The sequence below is a fragment of the Streptomyces sp. SolWspMP-5a-2 genome (assembly GCF_900091845.1).
GTDB lineage: Bacteria > Actinomycetota > Actinomycetes > Streptomycetales > Streptomycetaceae > Streptomyces > Streptomyces doudnae.
The window spans coordinates 1-22,597 of record NZ_FMCI01000035.1 but is presented as its reverse complement, the minus strand read 5'-3'; the positions used below and the strand labels follow the sequence as shown (position 1 = coordinate 22,597).

Below are 22,597 nucleotides of genomic sequence, written 5' to 3'. Positions count from 1 at the left end.
GCAGCCCGGTGGGGTGGTGGCCGCCGGGTGGCGCATGGTCTCTTTCCGGCCTGCCGGGGTCTCGTCCCGGCACCTCTTCCCGAAGTGGCGCGAATTGGGGAGGCACTAAGTGCCACTCAGGTGCTGGGCGCCGACGCGGGTGATGTCGGGCCGCGGGCAACGCGGTTACCGAACGGTCCGGTTCGTCCGGTGCGGCCTGTCGCACGATGTACCGGTTCACACCTGTTCCCACGTGCCGTCATGGGCGGTGTTCGGGATCCCGGCCGAACGGGCCTCGCCGGTGCGGGAGTCGTGCGGCGCGCTCGCGACACGCGCATTTCCGGATACCGGCCCGAAGGCCCATAGGACTATAATTCCGGTAGCCGGACGGGCCGCTGTCGCCATCTGCACGGAAAGTAGTGGCGACATCACGCCAGTTCGGCGCGGCGGGAGACCCCCGCCGAACCTCAGGGGAGGAGGGGGCTCGCCGAGCGTCGCGACGAAACCATCGTCGGCAACGCGACGCCGGTCCGGCGGTGGACCGCTCGTCCACCATGAAGACGGGGGAGGTGCGGAGCGCGTTGCGTCGCCCGGAGACAAAAGACGGCCCGCCTGTCCACACCGACGCCACGACCACGCGCCGTCATCCCGGCGACCGTGGACCGTGCGTCCCGGCCCCGAACCGTCCGCAGCGGGGGGCGTCGACCGACCCGTCACCCGCCGACGGAGTCCGCCTCCGCGAGAACGCGGGGCGTGGGACGTGAATTCCCTTCAGGGCAACCCGCAGGATGCCCGCCACAGCTGTACGACCCGCCGCCCCGGAAGGTAAAAAAGGTTAGTCCATGCGCTATGAAATTCTGGGGCCTTTAAGAATCACCGCGGGGGACGAGGAGTTCGTCTCCAGCACCCGAAAAGTCGAGATCATACTGGCCACGCTGCTCATCAGGTCCGACCAGATAGTGCCGACGAAGGATCTCCTCGCCGAACTGTGGGACGAGAACCAACCGAAGCACGCCTCGGCCAGCCTCTACGCCTATGTCTCCCAACTGCGCAAGCTGCTCGCGCAGGCGAGTGAACGCGACGATCTGATCGCCACCCGCACCTCGGGATACGTCCTTCGGCTCGGACCCGACGACCTCGACCTCCACTTCTTCGAGGAGGCCCTCCGGCGCGGGCGTGCCGAACTGGCGGCCGGTCACGCGAAAGAGGCGAACGACGCGCTCAGGGAGGCGCTTTCGGTCTGGCGCGGTTCCCCGCTCGACGGTCTGCAAGGTGGTCCGACCATCAACAGTTTCACCCAGCGGATCAAAGAACTGCGGCTGGAATGCCTGGAGATGCTGATCGTCTCGAACTTCCTGCTCGACCGGCACCGCGAGATGATCAGTGTGCTGTACTCGCTGATCACCGATCATCCGCATCACGAGGTGTTCTACCAGCATCTGATGCTCGCTCTGTACCGGTCGCAGCGGCAGGCGGACGCCCTGCACGTCTACGAGCGCGCCTGCGCCCTCACCGACAGTCTCGGACTGCGTCCGGGACGTTCCCTGCGTCAACTGCACGAGGCAATCCTCAACAAGGACAAGACCGTCCTCAGCACCGCCTATCCAGCGAGTTGGACGCCCCGTCCCACTTAGGCGGCCCGGCCGCACCACCTTCCTTCCCCGAAGCCCTCTCCCGGCCTTCGACGCTGCCCGTTCCGGCAATCGTTGGGCCTCACTGTTCCAGTCATTTCTCGCACCGTGCTTGCACCTCGCTAACTTCACCGATCATGAACTCCGCCGGTCACCGGCCGCGGCCGTGATAGCGCACGGCCGCGCTTGTTCGTGCTCGGTCCGCGCTGCTACGGTCCCGATGAGTGTCGCAACAGCACCCGGACGCCGCGCCCTTCGCACGCGGCTTCTCCCTCTCCCATCGGTGTGCCTGACACACGCCCCCTTTCTCGTCCGTCCCCCCTCGATCAGCCGGGCTCTCCCTCCGGCGGGGACCTCGGGCCGTGTCGTCGGCGCACCACGGAATTCGCCCCACCGCCACGGCCGTCGCCTGTTCCGAGCCATGCCGAATTTCGACAGAGAGGTCCGTGATGCAGCACATCATCGAGACGATCGAATCGCCCGACGCAGTCTCCGAGGACTTCGCCGCGCTGCGGATTCCCGAGTCGCACAAGGCGGCCGTGCTGCTGCGCGGCGAACGCGACATGTTCGAGGGCATACCGCCCCAGGAACGCGACACCAGGAAGTCCATCCACCACGACGACGTGCCCACCCCGGAGCCCGAGGTCGGTGAGGTGCTGATCGCGGTCATGGCGAGCGCCATCAACTACAACACCGTGTGGAGCGCGCTCGGTTCGCCGGTGTCGACCTTCTCGCTGCTGGAGCGCTACGGACGCACCGGCGGTTCGGCCGCGCGCCACGACCGGGACTACCACACGATCGGTTCCGACGTCGCGGGCGTGGTGCTGCGCACCGGGCCCGGCGTGCGGCGGTGGCGGCCGGGCGACCGGGTGGTGGCGCACTGCCTCTCCGTCGACCTGGAGGGCTCGGACGGCCACAACGACACGATGCTCGACCCGGAGCAGCGGATCTGGGGCTACGAGACCAACTTCGGCGGACTCGCCGAGCTGGCGCTGGTCAGGGCCAACCAGCTGATGCCGAAGCCGGAGCGGCTGACGTGGGAGGAGGCGGCCAGCTCCGGGCTGGTCAACTCGACCGCCTACCGGCAGCTGGTGTCCCGCAACGGCGCGGGCATGAAGCAGGGCGACAACGTCCTGGTCTGGGGCGCGAGCGGCGGACTGGGCTCGTACGCGACCCAGCTCGTGCTGGCCGGCGGCGCCAACCCGATCTGCGTGGTCTCCAGCCCGCGCAAGGCCGAGCTGTGCCGGGCCATGGGCGCCACCGCCGTCATCGACCGTTCCGCGGAGGACTTCCGGTTCTGGAAGGACGAGCGGACGCACGACCCCAGGGAGTGGAAGCGGTTCGGGGCGCGCATCCGGGAACTGACCGGCGGCGAGGACGTCGACATCGTCTTCGAGCACCCGGGCCGGGAGACGTTCGGCGCCTCCGTCTACGTCACCCGCAAGGGCGGCACCGTCGTCACCTGCGCCTCCACCTCCGGTTATCTGCACGAGTACGACAACCGGTACCTGTGGATGTCGCTGAAGCGGATCGTGGGCTCGCACTTCGCCAACTACCGGGAGGCGTGGGAGGCGAACCGGCTCATCGTGAAGGGCCGCATCCACCCGACGCTGTCCAGGACGTACCGCCTGAAGGACACCGGCCAGGCGGCCTCGGACGTCCACCACAACGTGCACCAGGGCAAGATCGGCGTGCTCGCCCTGGCTCCCCGCGAGGGCATGGGCGTCCGCAACCACGCCCTGCGCTCCGAACACCTGGACGCCATCGACCGCTTCCGCACGCCGCCCGCATCCGACGGCGGCGCCGTCGGCGACGAGGGCTGACCCCGTGCGCGGTCCGCAGGTCGAACGAATCGTGAAGTCAGGGGAGTGGAACCGTGGTTGAGCAACACAGGGTGGTCGGCGTGGTCGGCCTGGGCTCGCTGGGGCTGAGCGTGCTGCGCGCGCTGGACGCGGGCGGGGTCCGGGTCATCGGGGTCGACAGCGACCCGGAGGTCGTCGCGGCGGTGCGTCCGTGGGCCGGATCGGCCGAGGTGAGCGGCGAGCTGGAGACGCTGGGCGAGGCCGACGTCGTCGTCGAGGCGGTGTCCGAGGAGTTCGAGGGCAAGGCGGAGGTGCTGCGGCGGCTGGGGGCGCTGTGCCCGCGCGTCACCGCCCTCGTCACGACGACGGGCGCGCTGTCGGTGCCCGCGCTCGCCGTCGCGTCCGGCCGTCCGGCGCAGGTGGTGGGGGTGCGCTTCGCGGTCCCCGCGTCGCCCAGGGCTGGGGCGGCGGTGGTGCCCACCACGATGACGGCGCCCGAGGCGGTCTCGGCGGCCGAGGACCTGGTGTCGCAGCTCGGCCGGACCCTCGCCCCGCGGGGCACCGACACGGCCGTCGCCCGGGAACTGCTGCTGCCCTATCTCGGCCGCGCCGCCGCGCTGCACGAGGCGGGGTACGCGTCCTGCGAGGACATCGACACCGCGATGCGGCTCGGCTGCGGCCTGCCCGCCGGTCCCCTGGAGATGCTCGACGCGGTCGGTGTCGACACCGTCCACCGGGAACTCGCCGACCTGCACCGGCGTACCGGCCTTCCGTACCACCGTCCGCCCGCCGCGCTGGAGCGCATGATCGGCAGCGGCCGACTGGGGCGGAAGAGCGGACAGGGCTTCTACACCTACGACGCGGCGGGGCTGCGCATCGCCCCGGCGGCACCGGACCGTGCCCCGGAGAGCGCCCCGGCGGTCGAGCACGTGGGGGTCGTGGGCACGGGGACCATGGCGCGCGGCATCGCGCAGGCCCTGGTGCTCGCCGGGGTGCGGACCACGCTGGTGGGGCGGACCACCGAGCGGGCCGACGCCGCGCGCGCGGCCGTCGGTTCGTCCCTCGACCGGTCGGTCTCGCGCGGCAGGCTCGCCCCGGAGGCCGCGCGCGCCGCGCTCGACCTGATGCGCGCCGAGCAGGACGCGGCCGTCCTCTTCGACTGCGACCTCGTCGTCGAGGCGGTCGTCGAGGACCTGCTGGTCAAGCGGACGGTGTTCGAGCAGCTCGGCAAGGTGTGCCGACCCGGCACGGTCCTCGCGACGACCACCTCCAGCCTTTCCGTCGCCGCGTGCGCGGCCGCCTCCGGCAGGCCCGACGACGTGATCGGCATGCACTTCTTCAACCCGGCCCAGGTGATGCGGCTGGTCGAGGTGGTGCGCACGGAGGCGACGAGCGATCCGGCGCACGCCGCCGCCCGCGCCCTGTGCGAGCGGCTCGGCAAGACCGCCGTCGGCTGCGGCGACCGGACCGGGTTCATCGTCAACTACCTGCTCTTCCCGTACCTGAACCACGCGATCGGCGCGGTGGAGAGCAGCGGTTCCCTGGACCTGGGCGAGGTCGACAGCGCCGTCGAGTCGCTGCTCGGCTTCCCGCTGGGGCCGTTTACGCTCCTGGACACGGTGGGTCTCGACGTGTCGCTCGCGATCCTGGAGCGGCTGCACGAGACGTTCGGCACCGAGGACTTCACCCCGGCCCCCTCCCTGCGCCACCTGGTCGCCCTCGGCCACCTGGGGCGCAAGACGGGGACGGGTTTCCGCACGGTCTGAGCCGACGAGGCTCCCGCACCGGGGGCCGGGAGAGCCGTCCTGCCGCTCCCCCGGCCCCCGCCGCGTGGGCCGGACCGCCTCAACTCCGGTCGGGAGCGGCGGAGTCGGGGCGCGCACTCGGGCCGTCGTGCGGTGTCCCGGTGACGCGCGGCCAGGCGGACGCGCGCAGCAGGCGCAGGCCGTTGAGGCCGACGAGCACGGTGGACCCCTCGTGCCCGGCGACGCCGAGCGGCAGGGGGAGGGTGCCGAGGAGGTCCCAGAGGACCAGGGCGCTGATGCACGTCCCCGCCACGACCAGGTTCTGGATCACGAGGCGGCGCGCGGTGCGGGAGAGCTGGACCGTCGCGGGTACGGCGGCCAGTTCGTCGCGGACGACGACGGCGTCGGCGGTCTCCAGCGCGAGGTCGGAGCCCGCCCTGCCCATGGCCGTCCCGCAGTGCGCGGCGGCCAGCGCGGGGGCGTCGTTGACGCCGTCCCCGACGACCAGCACCCTGCGTCCCTCGGCCTCCCACGCCTCGACCGCCGCCAGCTTCTGCTCGGGCAGCAGCCCGGCGCGGACGTCGGTGATGCCGACCTCGGCGGCCAGGCGGCGGGCGGCCCGCTCGTTGTCGCCGGTGAGCAGGACGGGGGCGCGGCCGGTCAGGGCGGTGAGGGCGGCGACGGTGGCCCGTGCGTCGGGGCGCGGGCGGTCCCCGATCCCCAGCACCCCGACGACGACGCCGTCCTGGAGGACGGCCACCGCGGTGTGCCCGGCGTCCTCCAGGTCGCGCACCACCCGCCGGTACGGCTCCCCCGCGCCGGTGTCGGGCAGCCGTGCGGGAGAGCCGACCCGGACGGTGCGGCCCGCCACGGTGGCGGTGACGCCCTCGCCCGGGACCGAGGAGAACGCGGTGGCCTCGCGCGGGGACAGGCCGCGCTCGCGGGCGGCGTCCACGACGGCCCGCGCGAGGGGGTGTTCGCTGGGGCGCTCGGCAGCGGCGGCCAGGGCCAGCAGCGCGGACTCGTCCGGGCCGGAGCCGGGCAGGGGGTGGACGGAGGTGACGCGCGGGGTGCCCTCGGTGAGGGTGCCGGTCTTGTCGAGAGCGACCGTGTCGATCTGACCGAGGCGTTCCATGACGACGGCGGACTTGGCCAGGACGCCGTGCCGTCCGGCGGTGGCGATCGCCGAGAGCAGCGGCGGCATCGTGGAGAGGACGACCGCGCACGGCGAGGCGACGATCATGAACGTCATGGCCCGCAGCAGCGCGGACCGGAGGTCGTCGCCGAGGGCGAGGGGGACGGCGAGGACGGCGAGGGTCGCGAGGACCATGCCGAGCGAGTACCGCTGCTCGATCTTCTCGATGAACAGCTGGGTGGGGGCCTTGGTCGCGGACGCCTCCTCGACCATCCGCACGATCCGGGCGATCACCGAGTCCGAGGGGTCGCGGCCGACGCGCACCCGCAGAGCGCCGGTGCCGTTCACGGTGCCGGCGAAGACCTCGTCCCCCGGCTGTCGGGTCACCGGCAGGGGCTCGCCGGTGATGGTGGCCTGGTCGACGTCGCTCGTACCGTCGACGACCTGTCCGTCGGCGCCGATCCGTTCGCCGGGCCGGACGAGGACGGTGTCGCCGACCGCGAGGCGTTCGGTCTCGACGCTCACTTCGCCGCCGTCCGGCAGCAGCAGGGTCGCGGTGGTGGGGGCGAGGTCGAGCAGGCCGCGCACGGAGTCGGCGGTGCGGGCGGTGGCGACGGCTTCGAGGGCGCCGGAGGTGGCGAAGATGACGATCAGCAGGGCGCCGTCGAGGACCTGGCCGATCGCGATCGCGCCGAGGGCGGCCGCGACCATGAGCAGATCCACGTCCAGGGTCCCGCCCCTGAGGGCCCTCAGCCCCTCCCGGCCCGGCTCCCAGCCGCCCGTGACACAGGTGGCGGCGAACAGCGCGCCCCACAGCCAGGCGGGCCCGTCGAGCAGATGGACGGGCAGGGCCAGGAGGAACAGCGCCAGGGACGCCAGCGCCCACCGGGCTTCGGGCAGCGCCAGCAGACGTGTCCGGCGGCGCGGGGGTGCCGACCGCGACGGGTCGGCGGACGGCGCGGCCCGTCGGTCCAGGGCAGAGGACATGGCGAAGCGACCCTTCGAGGGCGGGGCGGGGTGACGCCGCCACCATACAGGAACACATGAACAGGTCTTCAGGTGTCGTCGGTATGATGGCGCCATGGGTCACGGAACAGGCACCGGCGGCGACGCCACCACGCGCGAGCGACTGGACGCCGTGGGCACCGCCGACGTCGCCGCGACCCTCCAGGCCCTCGCGACGCCGTCCCGGCTGCACATCCTGGCCCGCCTCCAGGAGGGCCCCTGCTCGGTGAGCGACCTCGCCGACGCGGTCGGCATGGAGGCCTCGGCCTGCTCCCACCAACTGCGCCTGCTGCGCAACCTCGGCCTGGTCACCGGCGAACGCCACGGCCGGTCGATCGTCTACGCCCTCTACGACGACCACGTCGCCGAACTCCTCGACCAGGCGCTCTACCACGTCGAACACCTGCGACTCGGCGTCCGCGACGCACCGGCCCCGGCTCGCACGACGGCGTCGGGGGCGTCTGGCCGGTAGGGGGAGGGTGTCGGCGGTTGGGGTGGGGGGAGGTCTCCCCCGGTCTCTGGCTGCCCAGCCCACCACGGTTTCCCTGCCCCCGCCGGGGACGAAGTCCACGTCATCGGGAGGGCGTTACCGGGATCTGTCGCCCGTCGGGGACGCGTCGTCTGCGTCAACGGGCCGTCCGGGCGCGGCAGTCGGGAGGGTGCGCCTCGAAGCGAGGGGAAGAGTGGGAAGAGTGCCTTGCGCCGTCCGTGCCGGTCGGGGTGGAAGGTCGGTTGATTGCGGTGATCGGGCCGACGGCGGAGGGTCAGGCGGAGTCCTGGACCCGACCGCGTGGGCTCAGGCTCCGTCCGCACCACGGGCAGAAGTCGACCGTGATGCTCGACGTGCCGCCGTCATGGATGATCAGCCCGTACTCCTGGGACTCGGCGCTGTAGTCGATCAACGCGTCGGGGCAGGCGAAGGGGTCGTCGTGCTCGTCGCAGCGCACGTCGGCTCGGTGGTTCATCGCCTCGCAGCAGTGGGTGGTCATGACTCCGGTTCCCTTTCGTCGGCCGTATGGCCGGAAGTAGATCACGGGGGCCACGCGGAGGCCGACCTGCGCGGCAGGGGCGCTCCCCCGGCGTGCGAGGTGTTCCTTCCGGGGCTGGGGCGCCGTGCCCGATATGGGTACCCGTGCCGTTCCGCCCTGCCGGGCGGAGGGAGGAGGGCTCTCGTCATGACGACATCCACGCCCGGCGCCCGGACGCGGACGCGCCGGGTCCGTACGGATCTGCTCGGGATCTATCTCAACGATCATCTGGCGGGCGCCGCGGTCGGGGTCGGACGTTCCCGGTTCGCGGCTCGGTCGCACCGTGATCCGCCCTACGCGGAACCGCTGCGGCGCCTCGCCGGGGAGATCGCCGAGGACCGTGGGAGCCTCCTGGGCGTCATGCGTGCCCTGGGTGTGCCGCCGCGTCGCCACAAGGTCGCCGTGTCCGGTGCGGCCGAGCGGCTGGGGCGGCTCAAGAGCAACGGGCGGCTGTTCCGGCGTTCCCCGCTGACGTTGGTGATCGAGCTGGAGTTCCTTCGGCTCGGGGTGAAGGGCAAGGAACTCGGCTGGCGCACGCTTCGCGCTCTCGCCGAGGCCGACAGCCGTCTCGACGAGCGGGAACTCGACGCTCTGATCGCGCGGGCCGAGCGGCAGGTGCGCACCCTGGAGGATCTCCGCCTCCGAGCCGTTCGGGACGTCCTGCTCGCCGAATGACGTCGTCACAGGTCGGACCCGGCGTTTTCCGGGCCGTCGAACGGGCACTCGGCCGGTCGTCGACCGTGAGCGTGCCGTCGACTCTCGCTCCGGGCCGGGCTCCGCCTCGTCGCGCGGCGGTCCCCCGAGAAGCGGCCGGGGCCGCTGTCGGCGTCCCCTCGCGGGCGCGGGTCGCCTCGGCGCGGCCGGACTACGGCACGGGGTCGCCTCGGCGCGGCCGGGTGACGGCACCGGGTGAGAGGAGTGACGCGATCATGCCGACCGCGACGGAACGAGCCACCACCGACGCCCTGTTGACCGCGCACGGGCAGACCTACGCGCAAGAGGTCGGGGTGCGACTGCGCGACACCCCTCAACCGCTCTACCAGGTGCTGGTGCTCGCGCATCTGCTCAGCGCGCGGATCAGGGCGTCCGTGGCCATGGACGCCGCACGCGCCCTCTTCGACGACGGGATGCGCAGCCCGCGGCGCATGAGCGAGGCCACCTGGCAGCAGCGCGTGGACGCCCTCGGCAAGGGCCACTACCGCCGCTACGACGAACGCACCGCCACCCAGCTCGGCGAGGCGGCCGACCAGCTCCTGGAGCGGTACGACGGTGACCTGCGCAAACTCCGGGAAGCCGCCGACGGCGACGTCGGGACATGCCGGCACCTGCTGCGCGAGCTGCCCGGCATCGGGCCCACCGGCGCCGACATCTTCCTGCGGGAGGTCCAGGCCGTGTGGCCGGAGACCGCACCGTACTTCGACGCCAAGGCGCTCCAGGGCGCCGAGCGGCTCGGTCTCCCGACGGCTCCCGAGTCCCTCGCCCGGCTGGTCGGCGAGGACGCATACCCGGCGCTCGCCGCGGGGTTGGTGCGGTCCGCGCTCGACAAGGACGTCGCGGACGACGTCAGCACCCGGGTCTAGTCGGAGCGGGCGGGCGTTCTCGGTAGCGTGGGCGTCCGTCGCACGGAGCGTCCGTGCGGCGGTGTGTCCGTGTGTCCGTGTATCCGTGTGTCCGACCGGTTCGGGCAGACGGCCTCCGGCCGGCTGTGACGATGACGATGACGATGACGAGGCTGCCATGAGTGAACCGACGAAGCCCGCGGTCGACGTTCCGGAGGGTGACCCTCCCGCCGAGCTGACCGTCCGGGACCTGGTCGTCGGAGAGGGGGCCGAGGTGAAGTCCGGCATGGTGGTCAAGGTCCACTACGTCGGGGTGACCTTCGCGTCCGGGGCGGAGTTCGACGCCTCCTGGGACCGTGGTCAGCCGTTCAAGTTCGCCCTGGGCGGCGGCAGCGTCATCAAGGGCTGGGACCGGGGGGTACGGGGGATGCGGGTCGGCGGGCGGCGCGAGATCGTCGTCCCCCCGCGTCTCGGCTACGGGAAGCAGGCGCCTTCTCCCCTGATCCCGGCGGGCTCGACGCTGGTCTTCGTTGTCGACCTGGTGGACGCGTACTCCCGCGCGACCGGGTGGAGCAGCGCCCAGTGACCCCGGCGGCCTCCGCCCCCGCTCTCACGTGGCGTGGTACTCGTGCGCCGGGCCGTCGCGCCACTCGATCCACCGGGGGTCGTCCAGGATCGTCTCCGGGTCGGTGATGCCCGCGCCGTCCAGGAACACGACCAGGTCGTGGTCGCTGTAGGCGGTGCCGAGGATCTCGTCGCGGCCCCGGGTGTGCACGGTGACTCTCCGGCCGCCCGTCCTGGAGGGCCGGTGCACGACGATCGGCGCGCTGCTCACGCCCTCCAGCCTGCCCCGGACCGGCGGGCGGGGCGAGCCGACCGGGATCGTCCCGTTGCGGAATCCGTGGGGACCGGGGCCGTCGCCGCCCCGGAGCCGTCCGAGAGGGTGTCCCGCGTTCACCCGGACGGCCGGTGCGGATTTCCCGTCGCCGGGGCGGCTCGGGGAGGAACGTCAGCCTTCGGGGTCCCGGTCGGTTCGCCAGGGGGCGCGCGGCTGCGGGTCCGGTCGTCCCGCGGCTTCCCGGCGGTCCAGGACCGGTAGCGTCCCGCCGGTGTCCCGGCCCTCGTCGGCAGGTGGTTCCTCCGGACGAACTCCCTTGCCGCTCGCGGGAGAAGCCGTCGAGCCGCGGGAGACGACGGTGTCGGCTCCCGGTGTCCTGCGGGCACTCCCCCGCACCTCGCCCCACCAGCCGGTTACCGTCAGCACCAGGGTGAGGCAGACGCCCGCCAGCATCGCCGTGGACGGCGCCGCCACCTTGAGGAGCGCACCGGCGAGCGACCCCGTGGCCGCGTATCCCGCGCCGCCCGCCGCGTACATCACGGAGTAGCCCGCGGCCAGCGCGCCGGAGGGCAGCGCCTCGCGCAGGGACAGGTTCCTGGTGAGCATCGCGCACGACTGGAGCGTGCCCCCGACGACCAGCGCGGCGGCGATCACGGCGGGCTGGGAGGTCAGCGCCGCGAACGTCACGCAGACCGAGGTGCCCGTCATCAGCACCACGCTGCGGGTGCGCAGCCGTCCGGGCCAGGACCGGAGCCCGTAGGCGAGGGCGCCGAGCCCGCCGCCCACCGCCATCCCGGTCAGCAGCGGACCCGACCAGCCGACGCCGACACCGCGCTGTTCGAGCAGGGCGGGCAGGACGAGTTCGGCCAGCCCCAGCAGCGCCATGCTGGCGGCGCCCGTCACGTACACGGGCCACGCCCTGGTCAGGAGCCGCAGCGCCGACGTTCCCGGCTGCTCCGTGCCCCCCGCGCCGCCTGTGCCCCAGGCCGCCGGGAGCAGCCACAGCCCCGCGACCGACGCCCCCATCAGCGCCGCGGCCAGCAGCAGCGGGACGGGCGCCGCGACGCCGAGGGCCAGTCCGGCGACCGCCGCGGGGGAGGCGGCCCAGACGGAGGCGGTGAGCATCGACTCGACGGACAGGGCCTGCGCCGTCGCGTGCTCCGGGACGAGTTCGGTGAGCAGGGTGCGCAGGCCGCCGGTGGCGGCGGCCGGGGCGGCACCGGCAAGGCAGGCGCATCCGGCCTGGAGCGCGGCGGGCGCGTCGGGGAACACGCCCAGGCTGGCGAAGGCGGCGGCGCCGGTCGTCAGCCCGGCGGCCAGGTGCGCGCGGGCCCGTTCGGGGCGCAGCCGCATCCCGAGGACGGGCGCGCCGGCGATCTCACCGATGACGTAGGCCGCGGCCAGGATCGCGCCGAGCGAGTAGCCGCCCGGACGTTCGCGCACCAGGAAGACCAGGGCCAACGGGGCCATGGCCACCGGCATGCGGGCACCGACGGAGGTGCAGCACCAGGCCAGGACCTGTTTCGAGGCGACATCGCGGTAGCCCATGGGAGGACGTTATCGGCCGGTCCCGGCAACTCCCAGAGGGTTTCCGGCATCTGTGGACGGCGCGAGGGGGCCGCGGGCGGGCACCCGGCCACCAATACTTGGCTAGCCACACAATCAGTGCTACTTTTTATGTGGCTAGCCAAACAACTGGTTGCCGGACCGCTTCACCGAGGGAGACAGCAGTCATGAAGGCCATCGTTTTCGACACGTTCGGCGGTACCGAGGTCCTGCACGAGGCGGAGATCGAGACGCCCCGGCCCGGCCCGGGGCAGGTCAGGGTCCGGATCCACGCGGTCGGGGTCAACCCGGTGGACGGGAAGATCCGCTCCGGGGCCATGGAGGCCATCTTCCCCACCACCCTGCCCGCCGTCCCGGGCGGCGAGATCGCCGGGACCGTCGACGCCGTCGGCGAGGGGGTCGACGGGCTGAAGGTCGGCGACGAGGTGCTGGGCTGGTCCGAGACCGGCTCCTACGCCGAGTACGCCGTGGCCGACGCGACCGTCCTCGCCCGCAAGCCCGCCGCCCTCGACTGGACGCGGGCGGCGGCTCTGCCCGTGGCGAGCGACGGCGCCGAACGGGTCCTCGACCTGCTCGACGTCAAGGCCGGTGAGACGCTGCTGATCCACGGCGCCGCCGGTGCCCTCGGCACCGTCGCCGTCCAGCTCGCCGTGGCGCGCGGCGCCCGGGTCATCGGCACCGCGGGCCCCGCCAACCAGGAGTACCTCACCTCGCTCGGCGCCACCGCGCTGGTCTACGGGGACGGCCTTCCGGAGCGGGTCCGCGCGGTCGCCCCGCAGGGCGTGGACGCGGTGTTCGACGCCGCGGGCAAGGGCGCCCTCGAGGACTCCATCACCCTGCGCGGCTCCACCGACCGGATCGTCACCACCGCCGACTTCCGGGCCGGGGAACTCGGCGTCGTCTTCGCCGAGGGCCCACAGCGGCGCTCCGCGAGCCGACTGGCCGAACTCGCCCGGCAGGCCGCCGACGGCGAGCTGGTGATCACCGTCGGCACCACCTTCCCGCTCGCCGACGCGGCCGAGGCGCAGCGGTCCAGCGACGGCGGCCACGGACGCGGCAAGCTCGTCCTCACCGTCGCCTGACACACGGTGCCCGTGCTGTCTGTCCCGCCTGTCCTGCCCGTGCTGTCTGTCCCACCTGTCCTGCCCGTTCCGCCTGTCCCGCCTGTCCCATGCTCCCCGCTGTTCCGTGCTCCCCGCTGTTCCGGTCTTCCGCGGGACCCGCACCGCGCCCGGGGCTCGTCCCGGGGCGCCGCGGGCAGTCCGCGCGCCGGGACCGGGAGGCAGTCCCGGGAGGGGGTCCCGGGCGTGACCGTCCCGGCGTCGGGCCGGTGGCCCCGGGCCGGCCTCCCCCGTCGACCGGATACGCTCCGGATCGCCGCCGGACGGCGCCGCCACGGGCGTCGTCCCGAAGCGGCGGCGCGACCCCGCCCCGTCCGAACCACCTGATGAGGAGCAGCGATGACCGACTCCCCGGCCGAGCCGCCGAGCACGGCACGCGACGGCCGCCTCAGCTACGCCGTCTTCCAGCTCGCCCGCGCCCATCGCGGCCACGCGGCCACCATGCTCCGCGGCATGAACCTGCACCCGGGGCAGGAACTGCTCCTCATGCAGCTGTTCGACCGGGACGGGCAGACGCAGTCCGAACTCCAGGAAGGCGTGGGGCTCGACCACTCCACGGTCTCCAAGTCGCTGCGCCGCATGCAGGAGGCCGGACTCCTCACCCGGGAGCCCGCCGCCCACGACCGGCGTGCCCTGGTGGTCCGCCTGACCGACGCCGGTCGCGCCCTGCGCGCGCCGATCACCGACATGTGGCGGACCCTGGAGGACATCTCCGTCCGTGAGTTGACGGCCGAGCAGATCGAGACGTTCACCGCCTACGCGCACAGGATCGAGCGGTCCATCAAGGACAGCGGCCGCCCGTCCCCCGGCGACGGATAGCCGCCGGTCGCCCCGCGGGCACGGCGCCTCACGGCCCGCGCGGCGTCTGTCGGGCCCCGGGCCGCCACGCCCCGAGCTTCTCCGGGTTGCGGACGGCCCGGAGTCGGGCGGTTCCGACGCCCACAGCGCGCTCTCCACCGGGGCCGTGACCGGAGCCTCGTCCGCGCGGTCCGCCAGGCCGGGTGCGACGCCGACCCCCTCGGCCTCGGCACCCTGGCGGCAGATCGGGGCGCCGACGACCCGCCGCCCCAGCGCCGCGTCCCCGTTCCACGGGAGCCCGTTCCATGCGGGCCCGTTCCACGCGGGCCCCGGCACCCGCCGGTCGAACCCGTGCCAAGTGCCCTCAGCCCGCGGGCGTGTTGTAGTTGACCATCCCCTCGACCAGGTGGGCACTTGCGCCCGCCAGAGGGCTGGCCACGTCCTTGCCGACCACGTCGGGCAGCCGGTGCGCCTGGTCCTCGGCGGCGGCGACCATCCCCCAGAAGGCGTTGAAGCCCGCCGGGTCCGCCGGTTTGTCCGTCGCCTCCCGCACCGTCAGGGCGCCGTCCTCCTCGACGACGGCCAGCGCGCCCATCTGCCGCAGCACGGCGGGGTCGTGCTCCCGCGCGGCCACCACGCCCCAGCCCGTGACCTCGGTGAGCCGCAGCGCGGCGAGGAGGCTTCCGGCGCTGTCCGGACCGGAGACGACGATGTCGGGCAGGACGAGGGCGACCGGCCCCCGGGTCATCGGCAGGGCCGATCTGATCGCCCCGGCGAGGTCGGGTTCCAGCGACTCGTTCTGGTAGACGAACACCAGGTGCAGGGTCTCGGCATACCGCGCGAGATACCGCACCGTGTCCATCTTGTGCGGCCCGAAGACGACGACGAGCCGCACATCGAGTCCGCTTTTGGCCAGCTCGACGACGGCTTCGAGACTGCGGTCCAGAACGGTCACGCCGGGAGCCAGACAGTGCAGTTCCTTCGGGTAGGGCGCGCTGAAGCGCGTTCCCGATCCGGCGCAGGGCAGGATGACCGAAACATCAGGGACGAACACCGACGAACTTTGCATTCAGCAGCTCTCAGGTTGTGTCGACGATCGGAAACCGGCCCGAAAGGCACGCCGGCGCCGCAGGAAGCCGGAAGGACCCGCTTTCTGCGGGATACAGCGGCGGTCCACTGGATCACCACCAGCCTGCCCACTGCCGACCGCCTTCATCTCCCCTTCCCAGGCTCTTACTTGGGCACCAAACGGGACGAACACAAAGGCCGCGCGCTTTTCCGCCGCGAGGAGTTCCCGCACCCACTCCGACACCGGTGCGCCGCGACCTATGCTTCTCCCGCATATCCCTGACGACCGACGCGATGTCATCGACCGGCGGTGCCCGGAGGATGCGCGGAGTTCGAAACGCACGCGGAATACAGAGCGAAAGAGGGCACTGAATGCGGGTGTTGTTGTCCACTTACGGGACACGCGGCGACGTCGAACCGCTGGTGGCTCTCGCGGTGCGGCTCACGGAGCGCGGGGCGCGGGTGCGGATGTGCGCCCCGCCGGACGAGGAGTTCGCGCGGCGGCTGGCCGGACTGGGCATCGAGACGGTGCCGGTCGGGCCGCCGGTGAAGGAGATGATGCGCGGGGCGGCGCTGCCGTCCGCGGCGGACCTGGCCCGGTACCGGGACGCGTTGCAGGACACCCAGTTCGAGCTGCTCCCCGGCGCGGTCGAGGGGTGCGACGTGCTGGTGGCGGCCGGTCTCGGGCAGACGGCGGCGCGGTCCGTGGCCGAGGCGGCGGAGGTCCGCTACGTGCACGTGAGTTACGCGGCGGTCCATCTCCCGTCCCCGCATCACGCGCCCCCGCCCCGGCCCGGCTGGCCCGAACCGGAGGACGCCGACAACCTGACGCTGTGGGAGCGGGACGCCGAGCTGCTGGACGGGCAGTACGCCGAGTCCCTCAACGCGCACCGGGCGGCGCTGGGCCTGCCGTCCGTGACGAACGTGCGCGACCACGTCCTCACCGACCGGCCGTGGCTGGCCGCCGACCCGGCGCTCGGCCCGTGGCAGCAGGCACCCGGCCTCGACGTCACCCAGACCGGCACCTGGAGCCTGCCGGACGAACGGCCGCTCCCCGCCGACCTGGTGGCGTTCCTGGAGGCGGGCACCCCGCCGGTCTACGTGGGCTTCGGCAGCATGAACCCGGCGGCGGACATCGTCCCCGGCCTCATCGCCGAACTCCGGGCACGCGGGCGGCGCGCGCTCGTCTCCCGGGGCTGGGCCGAACTGGGCCTGATCGACGACGGGGACGACTGCTTCGCCCTGGGCGAGGCCAACCACCAGCGTCTCTTCGGCCGGGTGGCGGCCGTGGTGCACCACGGCGGCGCGGGCACGACGGTGACGGCGGCCCGCGCGGGCGTGCCCCAACTCCTGGTGACGGCACGGATATCGGACAACCCGTACTGGGCGGGCCGGGTCGAGGAGCTGGGGATCGGTGTCGCGCTCCGGGGTCCCGCGCCGTCCGCGGAGTCCCTGCGCTCCGCGCTCACGGCGGTCCTGTCGCCGGGGACCCGGGCTCGGGCGGCGGCCGTGGGCGCCGAGGTCCGCACCGACGGCGCGGAGATGGCGGCGGATCTGCTGATGGCCGGGGGGAGTTGAGCGCCGCCGCCGGTCGACCGGCGGCGCGGTCGCGGGTTCAGTAGCGTTCGCTCGCATGGACGACGGTGTGTACGTGGGCAGCGCGGGCGAGGACGCGGCGGTGGACCAGGGATGGCTCCTGGGGCACTTCAGGGAGCGGGGCGATCCGCGCCACAGCGAGGCCGTCGAGGTCAAGTGGGGCGTCCATCCGCGCGGCGAACGGCGGGCCCGGTGGGTGCGCGGCGAGGTACGGACGGCGCTGCTGGTCCTCGTCTCGGGCCGCTTCCGGATGGAATTCCCCACCCGCAGCGTGCTGTTGGAGGAGCAGGGCGCGTACGTCGTCTGGGGTCCCGGGGTCGACCACTCCTGGGTCGCCGAGGAGGACTCCGTGGTGATGACGCTGCGGTGGCCCTCCGTGCCCGGGTACGTGGCGGCACCGGAGGAACGGCGGGCCGCTCCGGAAGGGTCCCGGGGCGAGTGAGGAGAGGCCGGGTGGTCCGGCGCGTGACCGGGACCGGGGGCGAGTGAGGAGAGGCCGGGAGGTCCGGCGCGTGGACAGGCCCCCGGCTTCCGTGGAAGCCGGGGGCCCGGTGCCGTCAGCCGCGGAGGGCTGTCACCAGAGCGTCCACTCGAAATCGTTGCCGCCGTGGCAGGGCTGGATGTCCAGCCGCGCGTTGACGGGGTCGATGCCCGAGCCGCTCACCACCTCGAGGCACTGGTGGTTGCTGGCGTAGTTGTGGATCCAGAAGGACTTGCCACCGCGCGACTCGAGCCACCAGAGCTGGTTGTCCGCCGTCGTGCCGTTGCAGTAGTATTCCGCGATCCGCGAACCGGGCGGCTGGCCACCGTAGTTCGGCAGATCGACGCAGAGACCGTCCTTGCGGTTCCTGATCTGGAAGAGGTCGGTGGACCGGGGGCCCTGACCCTTGTACTTCACCTCGAAGTCCCAGATCTGGTTGTCCTTGTCGGTGCCGTCGCAGTGGAACTGGTTGACCGGGCCGTTGACCTTGCCCTTGTCGTAGTACGGGATGTCCGCGCACAGCTTCGACGAGATGTTCCTGAGCAGAACACCCTTCATGTTGGCGTAGTTGGGCGGCGCCGCGACGGCGGCCTTCTTCTTGACCGCCTTCTCCGCCTTGACCTCCTTCTTCTCCGTCTTCTTCGCGGTCTCCCCGGTCGCCGTCGGCGTCGGGGTCGGAGTCACGCTCGGCGACTCCTCCTTCTTCGGCTCCTCGGCCTTCGGGCTCGACGCCTCGGGGCTCGGCGACTTGGGGGCGTACTCCCCCAACTGCACCGTCTCCTCGTCCTTCTGGAGCGTCCGGGCCGTCGCCTTCTCGGCCAGCGCCGCGGGCTCGGTCCTGTCGCCGTGGTGCGTGCCCATGACGAGGAACGGCACCGCTATCAGCAGCGCGCCGCCGATACCGGCCGCGGCCAGCAGCGCCTTCGTGGGACGGCCCGACGGGGGCTCGTCCCCGCCGGCGCCCGCGTCGCCCCTGGACGCGCCCGGCGGCGTACCGCCCGCGCTCGCGCCCAGGGACCCGGCACCGGCGGCCAGGTCGCCCGCGTCACCCGCGTCCTTCGCCGCCGACTCCCCGGAGGGGACGGCGGAGTCGGCACCCGCGGCGCCGGATGCGGCACCGGGAGCCGTGGACCGCGCGGAACCGGCCTCGGGCGAGGACGCCTCCGGCACGGCTGTGGGCGACGGGACGGGCACCACGGGCGACGAGCCGTCACCGCGCGCGTCGGCGCCCTCGGAGGGGACCGGCCCGCGCGCCGGCGCGACGGCCTCTTCCTCCGCCGTACGCGGCCGAAGTGCCTCCGCGTCCGGCTCGGCGGCGGTGCCGCGCATGGTGACGGCACGGCGTACCACCGGCCCCGTCAGCCCTCTCTTTTCCTGTTGTGGCATCAAATCTCCACTTCTGTCGGGCCAGGTCGATCAGTCGAACGGCGGGCGGCCCGCGGCCCGCTCCAACGCCCCCGCGCACAACCGGGGCCAGTCGTGCCGCCCTGGTGCGACGGGGTGGCCGCGCAGCGCCTCGTCCAGCCGGGCGAGCGCCGTGCGGTCGTCGGCGTCGAGTTCCGCACCGCCGTAACGGGCCGGTACGTCCGGCCCGTTGAGGGGCACCTCGCGCAGCAGGGTGAGCGGCGCACCGCTCACCTCGCGCACGTCGAGCACCCTCAGCAGGGTGCCCGGCGGGAACACCACCTCGTCCCGGTCCCTTCCGGCACCGGGCCGGTCGGCGAGCTGACGCACCCGGCGTCCGGTCACCGACCACACGGCGTACTGCGCGCCGCCCGGCCTCGGTGCGCCCGCCGCGAGGGGCAGCACGCACACGGGGGCGGGGTCGCGCAGCAGCACGCCGGGTTCCATGAGGCCGCCGTCCTGGCCCTCGGCGCCGCGGAACGCGACCCCTCGGTACGAGGGCATCCGGCGCAACCCCGAGGTCACGCAGGCCGCGTACGGCAGCAGCCGCTCCTCCCCCTCGTACAGGCCCCGGGCCAGCGCTTCGTGGCCGAACGGGCCCTCGGGGGCGTGCAGATAGAGGTGGAGTGCGATCAGGTCGGCGCGGGCCGCCTCCTGCTCCTGCCCGCGCAGCGCCGGGAGCCGCGTCAGCGTGCGGCTGACGGCGGTGCCGTGCCGGTCCCACGCGGCGTCGGCCAGCGTCCGGAACGCCGTCCGCTCGGCCGGGGTGCTCACGTGCCCCGGCCGGAAGGGCGCGGGGAACAACGGCGGAAGCGGGACCGCCGGGGCGCGACGGGCGGTCGGCACGGCGGGGGCGGACGGGGCCGCCGCGCCCTGCGGCTCCGGGGAGGCGGTGGAGCGGGCCGCCAGCGCGGGAGGCACGGAGGCGGTGGGCACGGAGGCGGTGGGCCTGACGCGGGGCGGCACGGGGTCGCCTGCGGCGGGCTCGGGGGGCGTGGTGGGCCCTGGGGGCGTGGTGGGCCCGGGGGGCGTGATGGGCTCCGCGGGACGGCTTCCGGCGCCGGTCGGGGCGTCCGGGGCTGCCGTGGCTGCTGTGGCTGCCGGGCGGGCCGGGGGCACCGGGGGCTTCCCGGCGGCCGGGGTGTCCGGCGCGGACGGCTCCCGTGACGGCTCCGTTGCGACCGGCTCGTCCTCGCGGAGACGGCTGAGCAGCGCCGCCAGCTTCGGGGGCGGGGCCGGGCTCTCGGCACGCTCCGGACGGGGGGCATCCGCCGCCGGAGAGGGCGGCGCCGCGGGGCTCTGCGGGGTGCCGGGTTCCGGGGAAGGCCGAGAAGCCCGGGAGGCGTCCGGCGCGGTGGGCTCGGCCGGTTCGGTCCCCGTGGGGGCGGGGTCGGTCCGGTGGGACGGGGGCGTGGTGGTGGCGTCCGGTTCGGGGGACTCCTGCGAGGCCGGGGCGGAAGCCTCCGGGGCGGCCGGGACGTCGGGCGCGTTGTCGTGGCCGGGGTCTGCCGTGGCGTGGGGCGCGTTGTCGTGGCCGGGCTCCGCGGCAGCGCGGGGCGCCTCGTGGTGGCCCGACTCCGCGGCGGAGTGCGGCGTCTCGTCGTCGCCGGGTTCCGCCGTGGCGCGGGGCGCCTCGTGGTGGCCGAGCTCCGCTGCGGAGGACGGCGTCTCGTCGTTGCCGGGTCCCGCCGTGGCGCGGGGCGCCTCGTCTCGGCCTCGGGCCGTCTCCTCGTCCCGTTCCGCGACGGCGGGCGGCTCGAACCGGCCGGTCTCCGGGGCGATCGGCCCCGAGGACATGCTCATCATCGGCGGACGGACGGGAGCGGGCGGCGGGACGTATTCCGGCTCGGCCGGTGCGGGGTCGCCCGACGCGTCGGGGGCGGCGGGCTCGGCGGCCGGGGTGGTGTCCGGCGTACCGGTGGGTGCGGCCGGGTCGGACGCGCCGGGTGCCGTCGAACCGTCGGGTTCCTGGCCCGCCGGGGTCCCACCGCGCGGTGCCGGGCCTGTCGGCTCGTGATCCGGGGCGCCGGACGAGGGGACTTCGGGGACCGCCGTGTCACCGGGCGGGGGCGAGGACGGGACGGGGGCCGCCGGGTCCGAGGCGGACGGGGACGGCGGTGCCGCCGCCGGGCCGGGGTGGCCGGGCACGGGTGCCACGGGGTCCGCAGGTGCCGCACCGGGAGTGCCGGGCCCGCTCCGCGTGGCTGCGGTGTCGGGCGCATCCTGCGTGCGGGACGTGACGGGGGTGCTGGACGTACGGGGCGTGTTCGCTGCCTCGGGCGCACCGGGTGTGGCTGCCGTGTCGGGGGTGCCGCGCTCGCCGGACGCACCCGAAGTACCGGACGCATCTCCCGGGTTCAGGGTGCCCCGCTCGCCCGGCGTACCCGACGTACCAGACGCACCAGTCGCGTTCGTCGCCTCGGGCGCACCGGCCGCGTCAGACGTGCCGCGCTCGCCCGGCGTACCCGAAGTACCGGGCGTACCCGCCGTGTTCGACGTGCCCCGCTCGCCCGACGTACCCCAACTACCAGGCTCACCCGCGGATCCGGGCGCGTGGTGCTCCCCGGACGTGTCAGCCGTGCCGGACGACGGCCGTGCCGTGCCCGGTGTCGGAGGCACCCCGGGAGCGTCGGGCCGCGGACCCGGAGCCTGGGGCGCGTCCCCGCTGGAGTGAGCGGGCGGTGTCGCGCCGGGCGTGCCGGACACCGGCCCCGCGCCGGTCTCGGGACCGGGAACGGAACCGCTCGGACGCGGGCCGGAACCCGTGTCGCTGGCGACCGGCGTCGGCGGGGTACCGGTCGTCGGCGTCGCAGTCGTCCGCTGAGGGTGGGAGACCGCGCGAGAGCCGGGCTCGGCACCACCCGCACGCGGGTCGGGCGTCGCACCGGACGCCGGGTTCACCGACGGTCCGCCGCCGGTCCGGCCAGAGGCCGACGCTGTCCCGGCCTTGCCGGACGTGGCCCCCTGAGCCGTCTGACCCGACGTGGTTCCCGGAGCCGTCTGGCCCGACGCGGACCCCGCACCGCCCCGGCCTGCCCCGGACGCGGTCCCGGCCTGCCCTGACGCGGACCCGGAAGCCGTCTGACCCGACGCGGACCCGGAAGCCGTCTGACCTGGAGCCGTCTGACCCGCCCCTGACGCCGAGCCCGCTCGTCCCTGCGTCGGCGCCGTACCGTCCTGAGCGGGCGTCGGCAGACCCCCGAGGCCGGACGTCGGCACCGGGCCTATGTAACGCGGCGCGGGAGGCACGTTCGGCTGACCGGGCGTCGGCAAACCGCCCAGGCCGGACGCAGGCACCAGACCCGTGTGACGCGGCGCGGGAGGCACGTTCGCCCGACCGGGCGTCGGCAGACCCCCCAGCCCGGACGTCGGCACCGCACCGGTCGGACGCGGCGCGGCGGCACCACCCGTCTCGCGCGACGCGGGGGCCCCGCCAGCGTGACCCTGCGCAGCAGCACCACCCGTCTCGCGCGACGCGGGAGCCCCGCCCGACTGTCGCGACCCGGGAGCCCCGCCCGACTCTCGCGCTGCGGGAACCCCGCTCGCGTGACCCTGTGCAGAAGCACCACCCGCCTGTTGAGGCGCCGGAGCCGCACCGGCCTGACGCGGCGCAGGAGCACCACCCGTCTCGCGCACCCCGGAGGCCCCGCCCGCCTGGCCCTGCGGGGAAGCCTCCCCCGCCTGGCGCGCGGCCGGTGCCGCGGCGGCGGGGCGTGTCCCCGGTGCCGTTCCTGCCGAGCCCGGCCTGGACCCCTGCGGCACCCTGGCCGCGCGCGGGTCGGACCCAACCCCCTGGGCCCCCGCCACCGCCCCGCCCGCCTGCGGCACCTGCCCCGCGCGC

Annotated in this window: 18 protein-coding genes; 11 read left to right on the top strand and 7 right to left on the bottom strand. The window is 74.1% G+C overall.

Annotation, left to right across the window (positions count from 1 at the left end; genetic code table 11):
- Nucleotides 1-821: 821 nt before the first annotated feature.
- From GA0115242_RS02385 to GA0115242_RS02375, 3 genes are all read left to right on the top strand, one after another.
- Entirely contained in the window at nucleotides 822-1,613 is a 792-nt protein-coding gene (locus GA0115242_RS02385) for an AfsR/SARP family transcriptional regulator (RefSeq protein WP_093823964.1), read from the top strand.
- 446 nt (nucleotides 1,614-2,059) lie between these two features.
- Entirely contained in the window at nucleotides 2,060-3,433 is a 1,374-nt protein-coding gene (gene ccrA, locus GA0115242_RS02380) for a crotonyl-CoA carboxylase/reductase (protein WP_093823962.1), read from the top strand.
- 53 nt (nucleotides 3,434-3,486) lie between these two features.
- Nucleotides 3,487-5,178: a 3-hydroxyacyl-CoA dehydrogenase family protein gene (locus GA0115242_RS02375; RefSeq protein WP_256089352.1), complete on the top strand. Its 1,692-nt coding sequence runs from the start codon at nucleotides 3,487-3,489 to the stop codon at nucleotides 5,176-5,178.
- Between the two features lie 79 nt (nucleotides 5,179-5,257).
- Here the strand turns inward: GA0115242_RS02375 and GA0115242_RS02370 are convergent, their stop codons facing one another.
- Nucleotides 5,258-7,279 carry a heavy metal translocating P-type ATPase gene (locus GA0115242_RS02370; protein WP_093823958.1) on the bottom strand — a complete coding sequence of 674 codons (2,022 nt, stop codon included), beginning with the start codon at nucleotides 7,277-7,279 and terminating at the stop codon, nucleotides 5,258-5,260.
- Between the two features lie 94 nt (nucleotides 7,280-7,373).
- Between GA0115242_RS02370 and GA0115242_RS02365 the strand changes: the two genes are divergently transcribed.
- Nucleotides 7,374-7,769 carry an ArsR/SmtB family transcription factor gene (locus GA0115242_RS02365; RefSeq protein WP_093823957.1) on the top strand — a complete coding sequence of 132 codons (396 nt, stop codon included), beginning with the start codon at nucleotides 7,374-7,376 and terminating at the stop codon, nucleotides 7,767-7,769.
- 292 nt (nucleotides 7,770-8,061) lie between these two features.
- Here the strand turns inward: GA0115242_RS02365 and GA0115242_RS02360 are convergent, their stop codons facing one another.
- A complete protein-coding gene (locus tag GA0115242_RS02360) occupies nucleotides 8,062-8,286 on the bottom strand; it encodes a DUF6980 family protein (RefSeq protein ID WP_093823954.1) in 225 nt (74 codons plus the stop codon).
- A gap of 186 nt (nucleotides 8,287-8,472) precedes the next feature.
- On the opposite strand from GA0115242_RS02360, the gene GA0115242_RS02355 reads away from it, so the two are divergent.
- From GA0115242_RS02355 to GA0115242_RS02345, 3 genes are all read left to right on the top strand, one after another.
- Nucleotides 8,473-9,000: a hypothetical protein gene (locus GA0115242_RS02355; protein ID WP_093823951.1), complete on the top strand. Its 528-nt coding sequence runs from the start codon at nucleotides 8,473-8,475 to the stop codon at nucleotides 8,998-9,000.
- A 254-nt stretch (nucleotides 9,001-9,254) separates the two neighbouring features.
- A complete protein-coding gene (locus GA0115242_RS02350) occupies nucleotides 9,255-9,905 on the top strand; it encodes an endonuclease (protein WP_093823949.1) in 651 nt (216 codons plus the stop codon).
- A 157-nt stretch (nucleotides 9,906-10,062) separates the two neighbouring features.
- The gene (locus tag GA0115242_RS02345; protein ID WP_093823947.1) at nucleotides 10,063-10,470 is read left to right on the top strand and encodes an FKBP-type peptidyl-prolyl cis-trans isomerase; all 408 of its coding nucleotides are present in this window, start codon (nucleotides 10,063-10,065) and stop codon (nucleotides 10,468-10,470) included.
- A gap of 24 nt (nucleotides 10,471-10,494) precedes the next feature.
- Here the strand turns inward: GA0115242_RS02345 and GA0115242_RS02340 are convergent, their stop codons facing one another.
- Together GA0115242_RS02340 and GA0115242_RS02335 are read right to left on the bottom strand one after the other, a co-directional pair.
- Entirely contained in the window at nucleotides 10,495-10,719 is a 225-nt protein-coding gene (locus tag GA0115242_RS02340) for a hypothetical protein (protein WP_093823982.1), read from the bottom strand.
- A gap of 174 nt (nucleotides 10,720-10,893) precedes the next feature.
- Nucleotides 10,894-12,270: an MFS transporter gene (locus GA0115242_RS02335; RefSeq protein WP_237548661.1), complete on the bottom strand. Its 1,377-nt coding sequence runs from the start codon at nucleotides 12,268-12,270 to the stop codon at nucleotides 10,894-10,896.
- Nucleotides 12,271-12,455: 185 nt separating this feature from the next.
- On the opposite strand from GA0115242_RS02335, the gene GA0115242_RS02330 reads away from it, so the two are divergent.
- Entirely contained in the window at nucleotides 12,456-13,370 is a 915-nt protein-coding gene (locus tag GA0115242_RS02330) for an NADP-dependent oxidoreductase (RefSeq protein ID WP_093823945.1), read from the top strand.
- A gap of 378 nt (nucleotides 13,371-13,748) precedes the next feature.
- Nucleotides 13,749-14,228 carry a MarR family winged helix-turn-helix transcriptional regulator gene (locus GA0115242_RS02325; RefSeq protein ID WP_093823943.1) on the top strand — a complete coding sequence of 160 codons (480 nt, stop codon included), beginning with the start codon at nucleotides 13,749-13,751 and terminating at the stop codon, nucleotides 14,226-14,228.
- A 343-nt stretch (nucleotides 14,229-14,571) separates the two neighbouring features.
- On the opposite strand, the gene GA0115242_RS02320 is transcribed toward GA0115242_RS02325, so the two are convergent.
- A complete protein-coding gene (locus tag GA0115242_RS02320; RefSeq protein ID WP_202554854.1) occupies nucleotides 14,572-15,162 on the bottom strand; it encodes a hypothetical protein in 591 nt (196 codons plus the stop codon).
- A 485-nt stretch (nucleotides 15,163-15,647) separates the two neighbouring features.
- Here GA0115242_RS02320 and GA0115242_RS02315 point away from each other — a divergent pair, with 485 nt between their 5' ends.
- Both GA0115242_RS02315 and GA0115242_RS02310 read left to right on the top strand, forming a co-directional pair.
- A complete protein-coding gene (locus tag GA0115242_RS02315; protein ID WP_093823938.1) occupies nucleotides 15,648-16,853 on the top strand; it encodes a glycosyltransferase in 1,206 nt (401 codons plus the stop codon).
- A 55-nt stretch (nucleotides 16,854-16,908) separates the two neighbouring features.
- Nucleotides 16,909-17,313, top strand: a complete 405-nt coding sequence (locus tag GA0115242_RS02310) for a signal peptidase I (RefSeq protein WP_093823936.1) — start codon at nucleotides 16,909-16,911, stop codon at nucleotides 17,311-17,313.
- A gap of 132 nt (nucleotides 17,314-17,445) precedes the next feature.
- Here the strand turns inward: GA0115242_RS02310 and GA0115242_RS02305 are convergent, their stop codons facing one another.
- Nucleotides 17,446-18,738 carry an RICIN domain-containing protein gene (locus GA0115242_RS02305; RefSeq protein ID WP_141721458.1) on the bottom strand — a complete coding sequence of 431 codons (1,293 nt, stop codon included), beginning with the start codon at nucleotides 18,736-18,738 and terminating at the stop codon, nucleotides 17,446-17,448.
- 30 nt (nucleotides 18,739-18,768) lie between these two features.
- Nucleotides 18,769-20,553, bottom strand: a complete 1,785-nt coding sequence (locus GA0115242_RS02300) for a hypothetical protein (protein WP_141721457.1) — start codon at nucleotides 20,551-20,553, stop codon at nucleotides 18,769-18,771.
- Between the last annotated feature and the right edge of the window lie 2,044 nt (nucleotides 20,554-22,597).

Coding starts and splice junctions, on each gene's coding strand:
- GA0115242_RS02355 (WP_093823951.1), top strand. CDS start 8,473: ATGACGACATCCACGCCCGGCGCCCGGACGCGGACGCGCCGGGTCCGT.
- GA0115242_RS02360 (WP_093823954.1), bottom strand. CDS start 8,286: ATGACCACCCACTGCTGCGAGGCGATGAACCACCGAGCCGACGTGCGC.
- GA0115242_RS02330 (WP_093823945.1), top strand. CDS start 12,456: ATGAAGGCCATCGTTTTCGACACGTTCGGCGGTACCGAGGTCCTGCAC.
- GA0115242_RS02335 (WP_237548661.1), bottom strand. CDS start 12,270: ATGGGCTACCGCGATGTCGCCTCGAAACAGGTCCTGGCCTGGTGCTGC.
- GA0115242_RS02305 (WP_141721458.1), bottom strand. CDS start 18,738: ATGCCACAACAGGAAAAGAGAGGGCTGACGGGGCCGGTGGTACGCCGT.
- GA0115242_RS02385 (WP_093823964.1), top strand. CDS start 822: ATGCGCTATGAAATTCTGGGGCCTTTAAGAATCACCGCGGGGGACGAG.
- GA0115242_RS02345 (WP_093823947.1), top strand. CDS start 10,063: ATGAGTGAACCGACGAAGCCCGCGGTCGACGTTCCGGAGGGTGACCCT.
- GA0115242_RS02325 (WP_093823943.1), top strand. CDS start 13,749: ATGACCGACTCCCCGGCCGAGCCGCCGAGCACGGCACGCGACGGCCGC.
- ccrA (WP_093823962.1), top strand. CDS start 2,060: ATGCAGCACATCATCGAGACGATCGAATCGCCCGACGCAGTCTCCGAG.
- GA0115242_RS02315 (WP_093823938.1), top strand. CDS start 15,648: ATGCGGGTGTTGTTGTCCACTTACGGGACACGCGGCGACGTCGAACCG.
- GA0115242_RS02350 (WP_093823949.1), top strand. CDS start 9,255: ATGCCGACCGCGACGGAACGAGCCACCACCGACGCCCTGTTGACCGCG.
- GA0115242_RS02365 (WP_093823957.1), top strand. CDS start 7,374: ATGGGTCACGGAACAGGCACCGGCGGCGACGCCACCACGCGCGAGCGA.
- GA0115242_RS02300 (WP_141721457.1), bottom strand. CDS start 20,553: ATGTCCTCGGGGCCGATCGCCCCGGAGACCGGCCGGTTCGAGCCGCCC.
- GA0115242_RS02370 (WP_093823958.1), bottom strand. CDS start 7,279: ATGTCCTCTGCCCTGGACCGACGGGCCGCGCCGTCCGCCGACCCGTCG.
- GA0115242_RS02310 (WP_093823936.1), top strand. CDS start 16,909: ATGGACGACGGTGTGTACGTGGGCAGCGCGGGCGAGGACGCGGCGGTG.